General features: G+C 41.9%; 14 protein-coding genes and 2 tRNA genes. 2 read left to right on the forward strand and 14 right to left on the reverse strand.

Annotated features, from left to right (window positions below; all coding sequences use genetic code 11):
• Positions 1-177: 177 nt before the first annotated feature.
• From infB to rlmE, 10 genes are all read right to left on the reverse strand, one after another.
• The gene (gene infB, locus ABN080_RS12600; protein WP_072069567.1) at positions 178-2934 is read right to left on the reverse strand and encodes a translation initiation factor IF-2; all 2757 of its coding nucleotides are present in this window, start codon (positions 2932-2934) and stop codon (positions 178-180) included.
• A 22-nt stretch (positions 2935-2956) separates the two neighbouring features.
• Positions 2957-4465, reverse strand: coding sequence for a transcription termination factor NusA (gene nusA, locus ABN080_RS12605; protein WP_006535691.1), 1509 nt, complete (start codon positions 4463-4465; stop codon positions 2957-2959).
• Between the two features lie 20 nt (positions 4466-4485).
• Positions 4486-4938, reverse strand: a complete 453-nt coding sequence (gene rimP, locus ABN080_RS12610) for a ribosome maturation factor RimP (protein WP_196554270.1) — start codon at positions 4936-4938, stop codon at positions 4486-4488.
• A gap of 201 nt (positions 4939-5139) precedes the next feature.
• Positions 5140-5216: transfer RNA gene (locus ABN080_RS12615), tRNA-Met, on the reverse strand.
• Positions 5217-5276: 60 nt separating this feature from the next.
• Positions 5277-5366: transfer RNA gene (locus tag ABN080_RS12620), tRNA-Leu, on the reverse strand.
• A gap of 59 nt (positions 5367-5425) precedes the next feature.
• A complete protein-coding gene (secG, locus tag ABN080_RS12625; RefSeq protein WP_036914692.1) occupies positions 5426-5770 on the reverse strand; it encodes a preprotein translocase subunit SecG in 345 nt (114 codons plus the stop codon).
• Positions 5771-5935: 165 nt separating this feature from the next.
• Positions 5936-7273, reverse strand: coding sequence for a phosphoglucosamine mutase (gene glmM / locus ABN080_RS12630; protein WP_197269645.1), 1338 nt, complete (start codon positions 7271-7273; stop codon positions 5936-5938).
• Entirely contained in the window at positions 7270-8112 is an 843-nt protein-coding gene (gene folP, locus ABN080_RS12635) for a dihydropteroate synthase (RefSeq protein ID WP_349441201.1), read from the reverse strand. The genes glmM and folP overlap by 4 nt, the downstream gene beginning before the upstream one ends.
• A gap of 82 nt (positions 8113-8194) precedes the next feature.
• The gene (gene ftsH / locus ABN080_RS12640; protein ID WP_072069571.1) at positions 8195-10141 is read right to left on the reverse strand and encodes an ATP-dependent zinc metalloprotease FtsH; all 1947 of its coding nucleotides are present in this window, start codon (positions 10139-10141) and stop codon (positions 8195-8197) included.
• Between the two features lie 47 nt (positions 10142-10188).
• Positions 10189-10818: a 23S rRNA (uridine(2552)-2'-O)-methyltransferase RlmE gene (gene rlmE, locus ABN080_RS12645; protein WP_349441202.1), complete on the reverse strand. Its 630-nt coding sequence runs from the start codon at positions 10816-10818 to the stop codon at positions 10189-10191.
• A 145-nt stretch (positions 10819-10963) separates the two neighbouring features.
• On the opposite strand from rlmE, the gene yhbY reads away from it, so the two are divergent.
• Complete coding sequence (yhbY, locus tag ABN080_RS12650) at positions 10964-11257, forward strand: ribosome assembly RNA-binding protein YhbY (protein ID WP_036914752.1); 294 nt, start codon at positions 10964-10966, stop codon at positions 11255-11257.
• A gap of 121 nt (positions 11258-11378) precedes the next feature.
• Here yhbY and greA read toward each other — a convergent pair whose 3' ends face one another.
• A complete protein-coding gene (gene greA, locus ABN080_RS12655) occupies positions 11379-11855 on the reverse strand; it encodes a transcription elongation factor GreA (RefSeq protein WP_072069572.1) in 477 nt (158 codons plus the stop codon).
• Between the two features lie 408 nt (positions 11856-12263).
• Here greA and dacB point away from each other — a divergent pair, with 408 nt between their 5' ends.
• Complete coding sequence (dacB, locus tag ABN080_RS12660; RefSeq protein WP_072069573.1) at positions 12264-13706, forward strand: serine-type D-Ala-D-Ala carboxypeptidase; 1443 nt, start codon at positions 12264-12266, stop codon at positions 13704-13706.
• 74 nt (positions 13707-13780) lie between these two features.
• On the opposite strand, the gene cgtA is transcribed toward dacB, so the two are convergent.
• The 3 genes from cgtA to rplU form a co-directional block, all read right to left on the reverse strand.
• Entirely contained in the window at positions 13781-14953 is a 1173-nt protein-coding gene (gene cgtA, locus ABN080_RS12665; protein ID WP_109408496.1) for an Obg family GTPase CgtA, read from the reverse strand.
• Positions 14954-15083: 130 nt separating this feature from the next.
• Positions 15084-15341 (reverse strand): 50S ribosomal protein L27, encoded by a 258-nt coding sequence (gene rpmA, locus ABN080_RS12670; protein WP_006535706.1) that lies wholly within the window; start codon positions 15339-15341, stop codon positions 15084-15086.
• Positions 15342-15360: 19 nt separating this feature from the next.
• Entirely contained in the window at positions 15361-15669 is a 309-nt protein-coding gene (gene rplU, locus ABN080_RS12675) for a 50S ribosomal protein L21 (RefSeq protein WP_036939370.1), read from the reverse strand.
• Between the last annotated feature and the right edge of the window lie 189 nt (positions 15670-15858).

Below are 15858 nucleotides of genomic sequence, written 5' to 3' on the forward strand. Positions count from 1 at the left end.
TAGAAATAAAATGTTTCTTTGTTGCTATTTTACCCTGTTATCCCACTTTCATAAATTACTGAAAGCCAATCTATTTCGGTTATGTTGAAAAATGAAGAGGAAAATAAAAGAGAATACAGCAAAGAAGGGAATAAGAAGGGAGCCGTTAAGCTCCCTTTTAAAACAAGACGTACTAGATTAATCAATAGAACGTTTGATTTCGATAACTTGGAAGACTTCAATCATGTCGCCAACACGAACATCATTGTAGTTTTTCACACCGATACCACATTCCATGCCGTTACGCACTTCGTTGACATCATCTTTAAAGCGACGTAATGACTCAAGTTCACCTTCGTAGATAACCACGTTATCACGTAGAACACGAATTGGGTTATTACGTTTGATGTTACCTTCAACCACCATACAGCCCGCAATTGCGCCGAATTTTGGTGATTTAAACACATCACGGACTTCTGCAAGACCCATGATTTCTTGTTTATATTCAGGAGCCAACATACCGCTCATTGCCAGTTTGATTTCGTCAATCAGGCTATAAATAACGGAGTAGTAACGTAAATCAACACTTTCTTGTTCAATGATACGGCGAGCAGATGCATCTGCACGAACGTTGAAACCAAGAATAATTGCGTTAGAAGCAGCCGCTAATGTTGCGTCAGTTTCGGTGATACCACCTACGCCAGAACCGATAATTTTCAGTTTAACTTCGTTAGTAGACAGTTTAACTAATGCATCAGTAATCGCTTCACAAGTACCTTGAACGTCTGTTTTCAGAACGATGTTCAGTTCAGAGGTTTTACCTTCTTCCATGTTAGCAAACATGTTTTCCAGTTTAGATTTCTGCTGACGAGCCAGTTTAACATCGCGGAATTTACCTTGACGATATAATGCAACTTCACGCGCTTTCTTCTCATCACGAACAACCGTTGCTTCGTCACCTGCAGAAGGAACGTTAGACAGACCTAAAATCTCAACTGGCATTGATGGGCCAGCAGATTGAACGTCTTGACCTAATTCGTTACGCATTGCACGAATACGACCGTATTCGAAACCACAAAGAACGATATCGCCTTTATTCAGTGTACCTTCACGAACAAGGATAGTTGCCACAGGGCCACGGCCTTTATCGAGATAAGATTCGATAACAACACCGCTTGCCATACCTTCTTTAACTGCTTTCAGTTCAAGAACTTCAGCTTGTAAAAGAATCGCATCTAGCAATTCGTCAATACCTAAACCTTGTTTTGCAGATACATGCATAAACTGAGTTTCACCGCCCCACTCTTCTGGCAGGATGCCATATTGAGACAGTTCAGTTTTCACGCGATCAGGATCAGCTTCGTGTTTATCGATTTTGTTCACAGCAACAACAACAGGTACGTTTGCAGCTTTTGCGTGTTGAATAGCTTCGATTGTCTGAGGCATTACACCATCGTCAGCCGCAACAACCAGAACAACGATATCCGTTACCTGAGCACCACGAGCACGCATTGATGTAAACGCGGCGTGGCCTGGAGTATCCAGGAAGGTGATTTCACCTTTATCTGTTTTAACGTGATAAGCACCGATATGCTGGGTGATACCACCCGCTTCGCCTGATGCAACTTTTGTTGAACGAATGTAGTCCAGTAATGATGTTTTACCATGGTCAACGTGACCCATGATAGTCACAACTGGCGCACGAGATACGGCACTTTCTTCGCCAGTATCACGATCACTCATGACTTGTTCTTCTAACTCGTTTTCACGACGTAAGATAACTTTGTGGCCCATTTCTTCAGCAACAAGCTGTGCAGTTTCTTGGTCTAAAACCTGGTTAATGGTTGCCATAGCACCCATTTTCATCATGGTTTTGATAACTTCAGACCCTTTTACTGCCATTTTGTTAGCAAGTTCAGCAACAGAAATAGTCTCACCGATAATAACATCACGGTTTACAACAGCGGCTGGCTTATTGAAGCCTTGTTGTAATGAGCTACCTTTACGTTTACCTTTCTTGTTAGTACGGCCAGCAGCACGTGCTTCTTCACGATCTGCTTTTTCAGAATGGCGGTTATTTTTCTTAGGACGAGGAGCCTTAGCATTGCGACCACGACCGCGGCCACCTTCAACTTCAGCATCACTTTCATCTTCTGCATCACGAGCATAACGTGATGTTGTTACATGATAGTCTGAGCCTTCAGTTTCTGGTGCTTTAGGTTCAGCAGTCCATTTTTCAGCATTCTCTTCAGCTAAAAGACGTGCTTTTTCTGCTGCAACTCGTGCTTCTTCTTCCGCTTTACGGCGCTGTGCTTCTTCCGTTTTACGCTTCAGTTCAGCCTGTTCAGCATTGCGACGTGCTTTTTCCTGATCTGCTGCTTTATCAGCTTTTGGTTTATCGTTTTGTTTCACTTTATCTTTTTCCGCTGCTTCGCGCTTAGCTAATTCCGCTGCTTCACGTTTTGCTTCTTCAGCTTCACGTTTCGCTTTTTCTTCGGCGTCTTTCTTTGCCTTTTCAGCTTCACGTTTTGCTTTTTCTTCAGCTTCGCGCTGTGCTTTCTCTTGTGCTTCGCGCTGGGCTTTTTCTTCGGCTTCGCGATGCGCCTTTTCTTCCGCTTCACGCTGGGCTTGCTCATCCGCTTGCGCTTTTTCAACGGCGTCACGGTTCACATAAGTGCGTTTTTTGCGGACTTCGATGGCTACTGATTTACTTTTGCCACCTGTACCAGGAACACTTAACGTACTACGCACTTTACGTTGTAACGTTAACTTTTCTGGTTGGTTGGTTGATACGTCTTTATCACGATTCAACCAAGCCAGTAAGGTTTCTTTCTCTTTTTGGGAGACAGAATCAGAGACGGTCTTCTTAATACCGGCATCAGCAAACTGCTGTACCAAACGTTCAACCGGTGTCTGAATCTCTTCTGCCAGTGATTTTACTGTTTCATCTGTCATTCTGTTCCTTCCTGCTCAGTTGTTACGCATCATTCCCAAACCAGCAGATATTACGTGCGGCCATAATGAGTTCGCCTGCGCGCTCACTATTTAAACCTTCAATATCAGTTAGGTCGTCGATACCCTGTTCGGCAAGATCTTCCAGTGTGCAGATACCACGGGCAGCTAGATCAAATGCTAAAGAGCGCTCCAAGCCTTCGAGAGCTAATAAGTCCTCGGCTGGCTGGTTATCGCCTAGGCTTTCTTTTTGAGCCAATTCAATCGTTGTTAGTGCTGCTTTTGCTCTTTCACGTAGAGCTTCAACGGTGTCTTCATCTAATCCGTCAATAGCCAGCAGTTCACTGATTGGCACATAAACTAACTCTTCAAGGGTAGAGAAACCTTCTTCAACTAAAACAGTTGCGAAGTCTTCATCAATGTCGAGATGCTTAGTAAATATTTCAATGGCTGCGTTTGCTTCTGCCTGATGTTTCGCATTCAGTTCATCAGCGGTCATGACGTTTAATTCCCACTTGTCATCACCACGATGTTTTTTCAGTAACTGAGCTGCCAGACGTACGTTTTGACCATTACGGCCAATAGCCTGAGCAAGGTTACTGCTTTCAACTGCAACATCCATTGTACATTTGTCTTCATCGACAACAATAGAAGCAACATCTGCCGGAGCCATTGCATTAATCACGAATTGTGCAGGATTATCATCCCACAAAACAATATCAATTCGCTCGCCGCCCAGTTCACTGGAAACGGCTTGTACACGCGCGCCACGCATACCAACACAAGCACCCACTGGGTCAATACGCTTGTCGTTAGTTTTTACTGCGATTTTGGCACGAGAACCTGGATCACGCGCTGCAGCTTTAATTTCAATGATTTCTTCGCCAATTTCTGGCACTTCAATGCGGAAAAGTTCAACCAGCATTTCAGGGCGAGAACGCGTCACGAAAAGTTGTGCACCACGAGTTTCTGTACGTACATCGTATAATACACCGCGTAAACGGTCGCCTGGACGGAAGTTTTCACGCGGCAACATATCTTCGCGTAAAATAACAGCTTCTGCGTTATTTCCTAAGTCTAAGGTGATGTTTTCACGGTTTACTTTCTTCACAACACCCGTGATAATTTCGCCTAATTGTTCGCGGAATTGATCAACAACCATCGCTCTTTCAGCTTCACGTACTTTTTGTACGATAACTTGTTTTGCAGTTTGTGTTGTTATACGGTCGAAAGTAACTGATTCAATCTGATCTTCAATATAACCACCTAGTTCGATACTAGGATCTTCATATTGAGCAGCTTCAAGTGTAATTTCACGAGTAGGCTGAGTCACTTCATCTACAGCGACCCAACGACGAAATGTATCAAAGTCACCTGTTTTACGGTCGATACATACGCGAACATCAATTTCTTGCTCGTATTTTTTCTTAGTTGCTGTCGCTAGTGCGGTTTCCAGTGCTTCAAAAATCTTTTCACGAGGAAGAGATTTTTCGTTAGAGACCGCTTCCACAACAGCCAGAATCTCTTTGTTCATCCTAGTTGCCTCTTCAAAACTTAAAAGTGGGGTACCAGGTTAGCTTTCTGGATGTTGCTCAGTGCGAACACTTCGTCTTTACCATCCACAGTAACCGTGATCATTTCGCCAGCGACAGACTTAATAATGCCCTGCCATTTACGGCGGTTTTGCATTGCAATTCGTAATACGATAGCGGCTTCTTCACCGATAAATTGCTCATAATGCATTGCAGTGAATAAAGGTCGTTCTAAACCAGGAGAAGAAATCTCAAGGTTATAAACTGTTTGAATTGGATCTTCAACATCCAGTACAGCACTGACCTGGTGGCTAACATCAGCACAATCATCAACAGTGATACCGTCTTCACTATCAATATAGATGCGCAATGTTGATTCTCGGCCACGAATAAACTCAAGACCGACAAATTCAAAGCCTAATGCTTCTACTGGTGCTGAAATCATCGCTGTTAATTTTTGCTCTAATGTGGACAAACCCACCCCCAAGGCATAAAAAAAGGGCCTATAGCCCAGTATTCTATTCTCTGATAACAAAAAACCCCGAAATTCGGGGCTTTATGCAACTGGACCCTGTAACTTGCCATTCGAGAATAACCTCTTCTTACAGCACATTCCACTCAGGATCATAATCGGTTCAAAAGATGATTAATGAGAAAAGTGCTGTATTATTAGAAGTGGTTGCGGGGGCCGGATTTGAACCGACGACCTTCGGGTTATGAGCCCGACGAGCTACCAAGCTGCTCCACCCCGCGTTCGAAAAACGTGGCAAATTTTACGCTGATAACAAGCAAAACGCAAGCTATCTGGAATAATGGTGCCGAGAACGGGACTTGAACCCGTACGCCCGTTTTATAGGCACTACCACCTCAAGGTAGCGTGTATACCAATTTCACCACCTCGGCACTTTAATGAGACTGTTATTGCGTAAATATTAACAATCTCATTTAAATATTTACTTAGTTTACTGCGGAATATCTGTATTTGCTGGCGCTACAGGCGCTGCCAATTGCTCAGCTTTTTTAGCTTCTTCTGTAGTCTGCTCGATAGACATCCATTTGCTGTCTTCACGCACAGTTTTATTGGCACTTAGATTACCTAAAATAAGGGCAAGTACAATAAAAGCTGTCGCTAAAACAGCGGTCATACGGGTCATGAAATTAGCTGAACCGCTTGAACCAAATACTGTACCGGAAGCACCTGCACCAAAAGAAGCGCCCATATCAGCACCTTTACCCTGCTGTAACAGGATCAAACCAACTAGCCCTGTTGCTACAATGATAAGAATAACAATGAGTGCCGTATACATTTGCGTTACCTTTTCTATGGAACTTATCGTATTAACGATAACCTTCGATTGCTTCACCCGCTTTAGTTCAAGACCTTACTAAGCGGGTGTGAATACTAACCAAAGCTGAACTGACAAGCAAGGTTATTTTGCTACAAAGTGATTGATTGAAGAAAAAATCATCAATTAGCCTACGTGCTTCACAGCGTCGGCAATACGATTAGCCATCGCTGTAACTTGTTCTTCATTTTCGCCTTCAACCATCACTCGAATTAAAGGCTCTGTGCCTGATTTACGTAACAGTACACGTCCTTTACCTGCAAGTTCTTCTTCAACCGCTTTAGCGACTTTCTGAACTTCAGGTGTTTGTAATGGATCATGACTTCCAGTGAAGCGAACATTCACTAAAACTTGAGGTAATAGTTTCATGCCACTGCATAAATCATGCAAGCTCATATGGTTACGAACCATTGCACTTAAAACTTGTAAGCCTGCAACAATACCGTCACCCGTCGTTGTTTTATCCAATAAAATAATATGACCTGAGTTTTCAGCACCTAAACGCCAACCTTTTTCTTGTAATTTTTCAAGCACATAGCGGTCACCCACTTTAGCTCGTACAAAAGGAATACCTAGTTGTTTAAGTGCAATTTCCAATCCCATATTACTCATCAGTGTACCAACGGCACCACCACGTAATTGGCCTTGGCGCAACGCTTCTCTTGCAATAATATAGAGAATCTGGTCACCATCAACTTTTAAACCTTGATGGTCAACCATAATAATACGGTCACCATCACCATCGAATGCTAAACCAACGTCTGCACCTTCTTCAAGTACACGTTGTTGCAACATACGAACATCGGTTGCACCGCATTCAGCATTAATATTAATACCTGTTGGTTCACAACCAATCGTAATAACTTCTGCGCCTAATTCACGAAATACATTAGGTGCAATGTGGTATGTTGCACCATGTGCGCAATCAACAACCACTTTTAAGCCATTTAGGTTATTTTCGTTAGGGAATGTGCCTTTACAAAATTCAATATAACGACCTGCCGCATCCACGATACGATTTGCTCGACCCAACTCTGCTGATTCAACACAAGTAATTGGCTTTTCCATTTCGGCTTCAATGGCTTCTTCTACTTCATCTGGTAATTTTGTGCCATCAATAGAGAAGAATTTGATCCCATTATCATAATAAGGGTTATGAGAAGCTGAAATCACAATCCCTGCTTCAGCACGAAATGTACGTGTTAAATAAGCAACCGCAGGTGTTGGCATTGGTCCCGTAAATGAAGCTGATAATCCCGCCGCGGCTAAACCTGCCTCTAATGCAGACTCCAGCATATAGCCTGAAATTCGAGTGTCTTTACCAATAATGATTTTACGAGAGCCATGACGTGCTAATACTTTGCCCGCAGCCCAACCCAGTTTTAATACAAAATCAGGTGTAATTGGACTATCACCTACTTTTCCACGGATACCATCTGTTCCAAAGTATTTACGTTCGCTCATTCATTATTTTCCTTTGCAGAAAGAGTCGCTTGTACGACTTTCATCGCATCAACTGTCTCTTTAACATCGTGTACACGAATAATTTGTGCGCCTAGCATTGCCGCAATAACAGCACAGGCCACGCTACCAGCAACACGCTCTTGTGGTGGCACATTCAATAGTTGTCCAACCATTGATTTGCGTGACATCCCAGCAAGTATAGGTAGACCAAAGTGATGAAGTTCACTTAAGTGTGCTAATAATTGGTAATTATGCGCTAAATTCTTACCAAAGCCGAACCCTGGATCAAGAATAATTTGATTTTTTTCAATACCAGCATCAACGCAACGTTGAATATTTTCTCGTAAAAAACAATCCACATCTATCATCACATTCTCATAATGTGGTGATTGTTGCATAGTTTTAGGGTCGCCTTGCATATGCATAATACACACAGGTAAACCCGTTTTAGCTGCGGCTTCAAGCGCTCTTGGTTCTTGTAAAGAGCGAATATCATTGATAATTGAAGCCCCTACATTTGCCGATTCAGTAATCACTTGAGCTTTGGATGTATCAACAGAAATCCAAACATCAAAACGCTGACGAATTGCTTCAACAACAGGAACAACACGCTGTAACTCTTCATCTATAGAGACATCATTTGCACCAGGTCTTGTCGACTCACCACCTATATCGATGATAGAAGCCCCTTCAGCAATTAATTTTGCTGCGTGGTTAACCGCATCATTAAGTGAATTATGAGTGCCACCATCAGAGAAAGAATCCGGAGTGACATTCAAAATCCCCATAACTTGAGGTGTTGATAAATTAAGCTCTCTTCCTCTAGCAATTAATTTCATTTCATTGATACCTTCATAAAAAAACCCCAGAAACCTGGGGTTTGTATTTATAGCTTACTCAATATGTATAACCCAATGAGGATTAGTGAGTATTTTTATCAGAAGGCGTATCACTTTCTGACTCAGGCTTATCTTTTGGCTCACTTGCCACATGCGTTTGTGTCGGCTGGGCTGTAGTTGTTGCATTACTATTGCCATTATTGCCTTCCCAACCAGCAGGTGGGCGAACATCACGACGATTCATCAAATCATCAATTTGAGGCGCATCGATAGTTTCATAAGTCATCAGTGCATCTTTCATTGAATGAAGAATATCAAGATTATCCATTAAGATCTGACGAGCACGAACGTAGTTACGATCAACAATAGCTTTAATTTCTTCATCAATAGTACGAGCAGTTTCATCAGACATATGCTGCGCTTTCGCAACAGAACGACCTAAGAATACTTCACCGTCTTCTTCTGCGTACAGTAATGGCCCTAATTTTTCAGAGAAGCCCCACTGTGTCACCATGTTACGTGCAATATTTGTTGCTACTTTAATGTCGTTAGATGCGCCTGTAGAAACATGTTCAACACCATAAATGATTTCTTCTGCTAAGCGTCCACCATACAGTGTTGAAATTTGGCTTTCTAATTTCTGACGGCTAGCACTGATTTGGTCACCCTCAGGTAAAAAGAAAGTCACACCTAATGCACGTCCGCGAGGAATAATCGTCACTTTATGTACAGGATCATGTTCTGGTACTAAACGTCCAATAATCGCATGACCGGCTTCATGATAAGCTGTTGATGCTTTTTGTTCTTCCGTCATCACCATAGAACGACGTTCAGCACCCATCATTATCTTATCTTTTGCTTTCTCAAACTCGACCATTGAAACAACACGTTTATTACCACGAGCAGCAAATAAAGCAGCCTCATTAACTAAGTTAGCTAAGTCTGCACCAGAGAAACCTGGTGTACCGCGTGCTAAAATTGCAGGATCAACATCTGGCGATAAAGGTACGCGACGCATATGGACTTTAAGAATTTGTTCACGTCCACGAACATCAGGTAAGCCTACAACCACTTGACGGTCAAAACGGCCTGGACGGAGTAACGCAGGGTCTAAAACGTCAGGGCGGTTAGTTGCCGCAATAACGATAATCCCTTCATTTCCTTCAAACCCATCCATTTCAACAAGCATTTGGTTCAGTGTTTGCTCACGTTCATCATGACCACCACCTAAACCAGCACCACGCTGACGCCCTACGGCATCTATTTCATCGATAAAGATAATACAAGGCGCGGTTTTTTTAGCTTGTTCGAACATGTCACGAACACGTGAAGCACCAACACCCACAAACATTTCAACGAAATCAGAACCTGAAATGGTGAAGAATGGAACTTTTGCTTCGCCTGCAATGGCTTTCGCTAATAACGTTTTACCTGTACCAGGAGGCCCCACCATCAGAATACCTTTAGGGATTTTACCTCCTAATTTCTGGAAACGACCTGGATCACGTAAATATTCAACTAATTCGCTTACTTCTTCTTTTGCTTCATCACAACCAGCAACATCAGCAAAGGTTGTTTTGATTTGGTCTTCTGTCAACATGCGAGCCTTACTTTTACCGAAAGACATCGCACCTTTACCGCCACCACCTTGCATTTGGCGCATAAAGAAAATCCAAAGACCAATAAGTAATAGCATTGGGAACCAAGACACAAAAATTTGAGTCAGAAGGCTTTGACCTTCAAGTGGTTCACCCGTTACTTTTACATTACGGTTCATTAAAGTGGTCAGCAGGTTATCATCACGCATAGGCATATACGTGCTGTACTTTGAGTTATCTGTTTTAGTTACATTAATATCATAACCACTTATGCTGACCTCGCGTAATTGGTTATTAGTTAACTCATTGATAAAGGTAGAGTAATCCACCTTACGACTATTCGAATCGCTGGGTCCGAAGCTCTGGAATAATGACATCAAAACGACTGCAATAACTAGCCAGAGGATCAGGTTTTTCGCCATGTCACTCAAGGGATTAACCTCATATTACAACTGTGTTAACAAATAGCTTTAGGGTACTAAAGTTTACGCCCTGTGGCTACAATATATACCTCACGAGAACGAGACCGCGAAGCGTCTGGTTTACGAACTTTCACTTTCGTAAACAGGGAGCGTATTTGCCCCAGGTACTCATCAAAGCCTTCTCCCTGAAACACCTTGACAATAAAACTTCCCCCGGGAGCCAGTACATCACGACACATATCAAGCGCTAACTCTACTAAATACATGGATCGAGGAATATCGACCGCGGGTGTACCGCTCATGTTTGGAGCCATGTCAGACATGACAACCTGGACTTTATTTTCACCTACTCTATCAAGCAATGCCTTCAACACAAGTTCATCACAAAAATCGCCTTGAAGGAAATCGACTCCGACGATAGGATCCATAGGCAAAAGGTCACATGCGATGATTCGACCTTTACTTCCTAACTGCTGTACAACATATTGAGACCACCCTCCTGGGGCTGCTCCTAAATCGACAACGGTCATACCTGGTTTAAAAATATTGTCACTTTGCTGAATTTCTTCCAGTTTAAACCAAGCACGAGAGCGAAACCCTTTTTTCTTTGCTTGCTGAACATATTTATCACTAAAATGTTCTTGTAACCAGCGGCTAGAGCTTGCAGAACGTTTCTTATTGGCCATTGCGTTTTCCAACTATCATACACTTAGCTATCAAAATTTTTACTCTTTCACTCATTTAACCTCGTCTTAACGACATTTTATGGTGATAAGTGAGAGATGGCGTTAGAATAGTGTGTTTTCAATCCCAACAAAGCAAAAATTAATGATGACTCTTAACAAAAAACAAATTCAACACCTGAAAGGGCTCGCTCATCACCTGAATCCAGTCGTTATGATTGGTAACAACGGGCTGACTGAAGGCGTTCTTGCAGAAATTGAACTCGCTCTGGCACACCATGAGCTTATCAAAGTCAAAATCGCAGGCGAAGATCGAGATGTTAAAAACTTGATCGTTGCAGCGATTGTACGCGAAAGCGGTGCACAGAATGTACAAGTAATCGGAAAAATTCTTGTTCTTTATCGTCCTTCAGAAGCACGCAAGATTATTTTACCGAAATAATACTTGTATTTTTATATAAAAATGCCATAAGTAACTCTATGGCAAAAAAGGCCTTTTAAGGCCTTTTTTATATTACCACAGGATAGCAGCCTAGTTTTCTATAGAAACGTAAAATTATAAATTAAATGTATTCTACGTTTAAAACTTCGTACTCAACTTGTCCACCCGGTGTTGTGATAACGACAACATCATCTAACTCTTTACCAATTAATCCACGCGCAATCGGTGAATTTACAGAGATTAAGTTAACTTTAATGTTTGCTTCATCATCACCCACGATGCGGTAGGTCTGCTCTTCTTCAGTTTCAACATTTAACAATGTCACTGTTGAACCAAAAATAATACGGCCATTGTTATTCATCTTAGTAATATCAATAACCTGAGCATTTGATAATTTTGCTTCAATTTCTTGTACTCGCCCTTCACAGAAACCTTGTTGCTCTCTTGCTGCATGATATTCTGCGTTTTCTTTTAAGTCTCCGTGCTCACGCGCCTCTGCAATAGCCGCGATAATTTCGGGACGACGAACACTTTTTAAATATTCCAGCTCTTCGCGTAGTTTTTCCGCACCAAGAACGGTCATAGGGATCTGATTCATGTGTTAATACCTCAATACTATTCCTAATAAAAAATAGGTATCATCCTGATTTTTTATACTAACAACACAGAGAAAAGGATCTATTTACTCTTCTCAAGACAAAAAAAGACACAGGCAACCTTAAATTGGGCCTGTCTCTACATATATTCGGTGAATAAGGAAAGACGTTTATTCCCTTATTCATGCTGTTGGGAAGCAAACTTAGCCCCCAGACCTAAAACTAAATCTAACACAACAGACGCATTGCTTCACGCCTTATCTCTCTTTATAAATCAATAAACAGATATTTTCTGATAATGCAGTAATCACTCGTTATATCGTTTACTTTTGCCCTCATTGCCCTTTAGTATTAGCCTCTGGCAATCAATACTGTAACGTTTGTACGCTATAGTCACGGACAGAGAAATTATGCGCTTATTATCAACATTTCGACGGATACTTTACACATTAAGTATCATCAGTTTTTCAACCCAAGCGATACCCGTTGAAAACTATACATCCCTTCTTCCTGAAGGAACACAAGTGGGTTTGATTACCCAGCCTGTGGGCGCAGCTTCTCCTAATCTCAATTATCATGCAGATCAATTAGCTCTTCCTGCCAGTACTCAAAAAGTAGTTACAGCCTTGGCTGCATTACTTCAATTAGGGGGTGATTACCAATTCACCACAACAATGGAGACGGAAGGCAAAATAAAAAATGATCAACTCAATGGAGATTTGATCTTTCGTTTCAGCGGTGATCCAACATTAACTCGCCAACAGTTAAGAGGAATGGTCGCTGTATTAAAACAATCCGGCGTCACTAAAGTTCATGGCGATTTACTGATTGATACTTCTGCTTTTTCGAGTCATGACAAAGCGCCAGGTTGGGTTTGGAATGATATGACTCAATGTTTTAGTGCACCACCTAGTGCCGCAATTGTTGATAAAAACTGTTTTTCTGTCTTATTGCAAAGTGGCAATAAAGATGGCGATATTGCAACAATACGCAAAGCTTCATTTTACCCAGTTACCGTTTTAAGCGAAGTTGAAACCTATGAGAAAGGCTCAACTCGCACACGTTTTTGCGAATTAGATGTCACTGTCCGTGATTTAAATACCTATGTGATAACAGGATGTATTCCTAAACGTGACGATGCAGTGCCTTTAATGTTTTCTATTCAAGACGGTGCGCATTGGGCAGGCACAATTTTAAAAGAAGAGTTACAAAGAGCTAATATTGAACTTGATGGTTATATAAAACGCCGCTCTTACGTTAAAGCACCTGTTACTGTATTAGCACAAACACAATCTAAGCCTCTACATAATTTGCTCACTACAATGTTAAAAGAGTCTGACAATATGATTGCAGACACTGTATTTAGAACCATTGGACGTGAATATTATGGTGTTGCAGGAACGTGGCGTTCAGGCGCGGAAGCAACTCGTACGATTTTAAAACAAAAAGCAGGAATTGACTTAGGTAATACAGTAATGGTTGATGGTTCAGGCCTTTCTCGCCATAACCTCATTTCACCTGCAATAATGATGCAAGTCCTTCAATATATTGGCCAACATGACAGTGAACTCAACTTTATTACTATGCTTCCCCTCTCTGGGCATGATGGAACATTACAATACCGTGGTGGTTTTCATGAAGCGGGTGTTGATGGCAAAGTTTCTGCCAAAACGGGTTCTCTAAAAGGGGTCTATAATCTTGCAGGCTTTATGACGACAGCTAATGGGCAAAAAGTTGCTTTTGTTCAGTATATCTCAGCATATTCACCACCAACGCAAAATCGTAATGCAGGGCGCGCCTATTTAGTACGTTTCGAAACTAACCTGTATAAAGATATGTACAATAACCGTTAAGTCTATAATATCAGATAAAATAAAACGCCTGATTAATCAGGCGTTTTTTTATTTTATCATGATAATAATGATAATTAACGTTGGTAGATAAACTCTATACCATCATCATCTTCTTCATCCCAATCATCATCATCATCTTCTTCAAAATCAGGGTTTTCAAGCTGTTCTTTGTGGTAATCATCCCACATAAAGTCAACTTTTCCTGGCTCTGCAACTGTCGCCACTAAATCTTGCTCACGTGGTGTTACGTTCAGGAATTCCATGATATTCCAGCAAAGTTTTTTCACACCTTCTTGGTTAATGGCCGCTATCATGTAATAGTTTTCATCCCAACCCAGTGCTTCAACAATCGCTTTTGCCTTCTCTTTTGCTTCTTCGGCATCAAGAAGATCCACTTTATTGAATACTAACCAACGTGGTTTTTGTGCTAATTTTTCGCTGTATTTTTCTAATTCAGAGACAATAATTTGCGCGTTCTCAACAGGATCTGATCCATCAATAGGATCGATATCGATCAAGTGCAATAACACACGACAGCGTTCTAAGTGTTTTAAGAATTGGATCCCAAGACCTGCACCATCAGCAGCACCTTCGATTAACCCAGGAATATCAGCAACAACAAAGCTTTGATGATTATCCATACGCACCACACCTAAGCTCGGTACTAAGGTGGTAAAAGGATAATCGGCAACTTTAGGTTTTGCTGCTGATACTGCACGAATAAACGTTGATTTACCCGCATTCGGCATACCTAGCATACCAACATCGGCTAATAACATTAGCTCTAAGAGAACTTCTCGAGATTCACCCGGAGTACCCATAGTACGTTGGCGTGGAGCACGGTTAACCGAAGATTTAAAGCGAGTATTACCTAAACCGTGAAAGCCGCCTTTAGCGACCATCTGTTTTTGGCCGTGAACAGTTAAGTCAGCAATAATTTCATTGGTGGCTAAATCACGGACACGTGTTCCAACAGGAACACTAATTGTAATGTCTTGACCACGCTTACCGGTACAGTCACGACTGTGACCATTTTCACCACGTTCTGCGCGATAAGATTTTGTAAAACGGTAATCAATTAGAGTGTTGAGGTTTTCGTCTGCAATCATGTAGACATCACCACCATCACCGCCATCACCACCGTCTGGTCCCCCATTAGGGATATACTTTTCGCGACGAAAGCTCACACAGCCGTTACCACCATCGCCCGCGACGATCAGGATCTTGGCCTCATCAACAAATTTCATGATTTTACTCCGTATAGTAGCCATTAACGTGCTGGATGGCCGAAATTACCCAGAGATGGCCTTTTTTAAATATAAAAAGCCCCGCAACAGACTTGCAGGGCTTTTGACTCGGTGATTAAAGGACCGGTAATTATTCAGCTTCGATGCTGATAAATTTACGGTTGTTTGGACCTTTAACTTCGAACTTAATTTTTCCGTCAGCTAATGCAAACAGGGTGTGGTCACGACCACAACCAACGTTAGTACCTGCATGGAACTTAGTACCACGTTGACGAACGATGATGCTACCTGCTAATACAGCTTCACCACCGAAACGTTTAACACCCAGACGTTTTGCTTCGGAATCACGACCGTTACGAGTCGAGCCGCCAGCCTTTTTATGTGCCATTGAACTACTCTCCTAAACCTTAAGCGATACCAGTGATTTTAACATCAGTAAACCACTGACGGTGGCCCTGTTGTTTACGGCTATGTTTACGACGACGGAACTTAACAATCTTAACTTTCTCGCCGCGACCGTGAGCAACCACTTCCGCTTTAACTTTAACGCCCGCAAGGATTGGAGCGCCAATTTGAATATCATCGCCATTAGCGACCATCATTACAGTGTCAAACTCGATTGTTTCGCCAGTAGCTACTTCAAGTTTCTCTAAACGAATAGTTTGACCTTCGCTGACTCGGTGTTGTTTACCACCACTTTGGAAAACCGCGTACATATAAACTCCGCTTTCCGCACACTCCCAATATGTATAATTTGAGTGCACAATTAAAATATTCACATAGGGCGCGAATTCTACGCAAATTTAGTGCCGATGACAAGTACAGATCGCAAACTAGCGTTAAAAAAAAGAGTTTTTTATGCGATATTTATTTCAGCCATTTTTAAAGTACAATCTAAATTATAA

This window comes from Proteus sp. fly-1089, assembly GCF_040138965.1.
Taxonomy (GTDB): domain Bacteria; phylum Pseudomonadota; class Gammaproteobacteria; order Enterobacterales; family Enterobacteriaceae; genus Proteus; species Proteus vulgaris_B.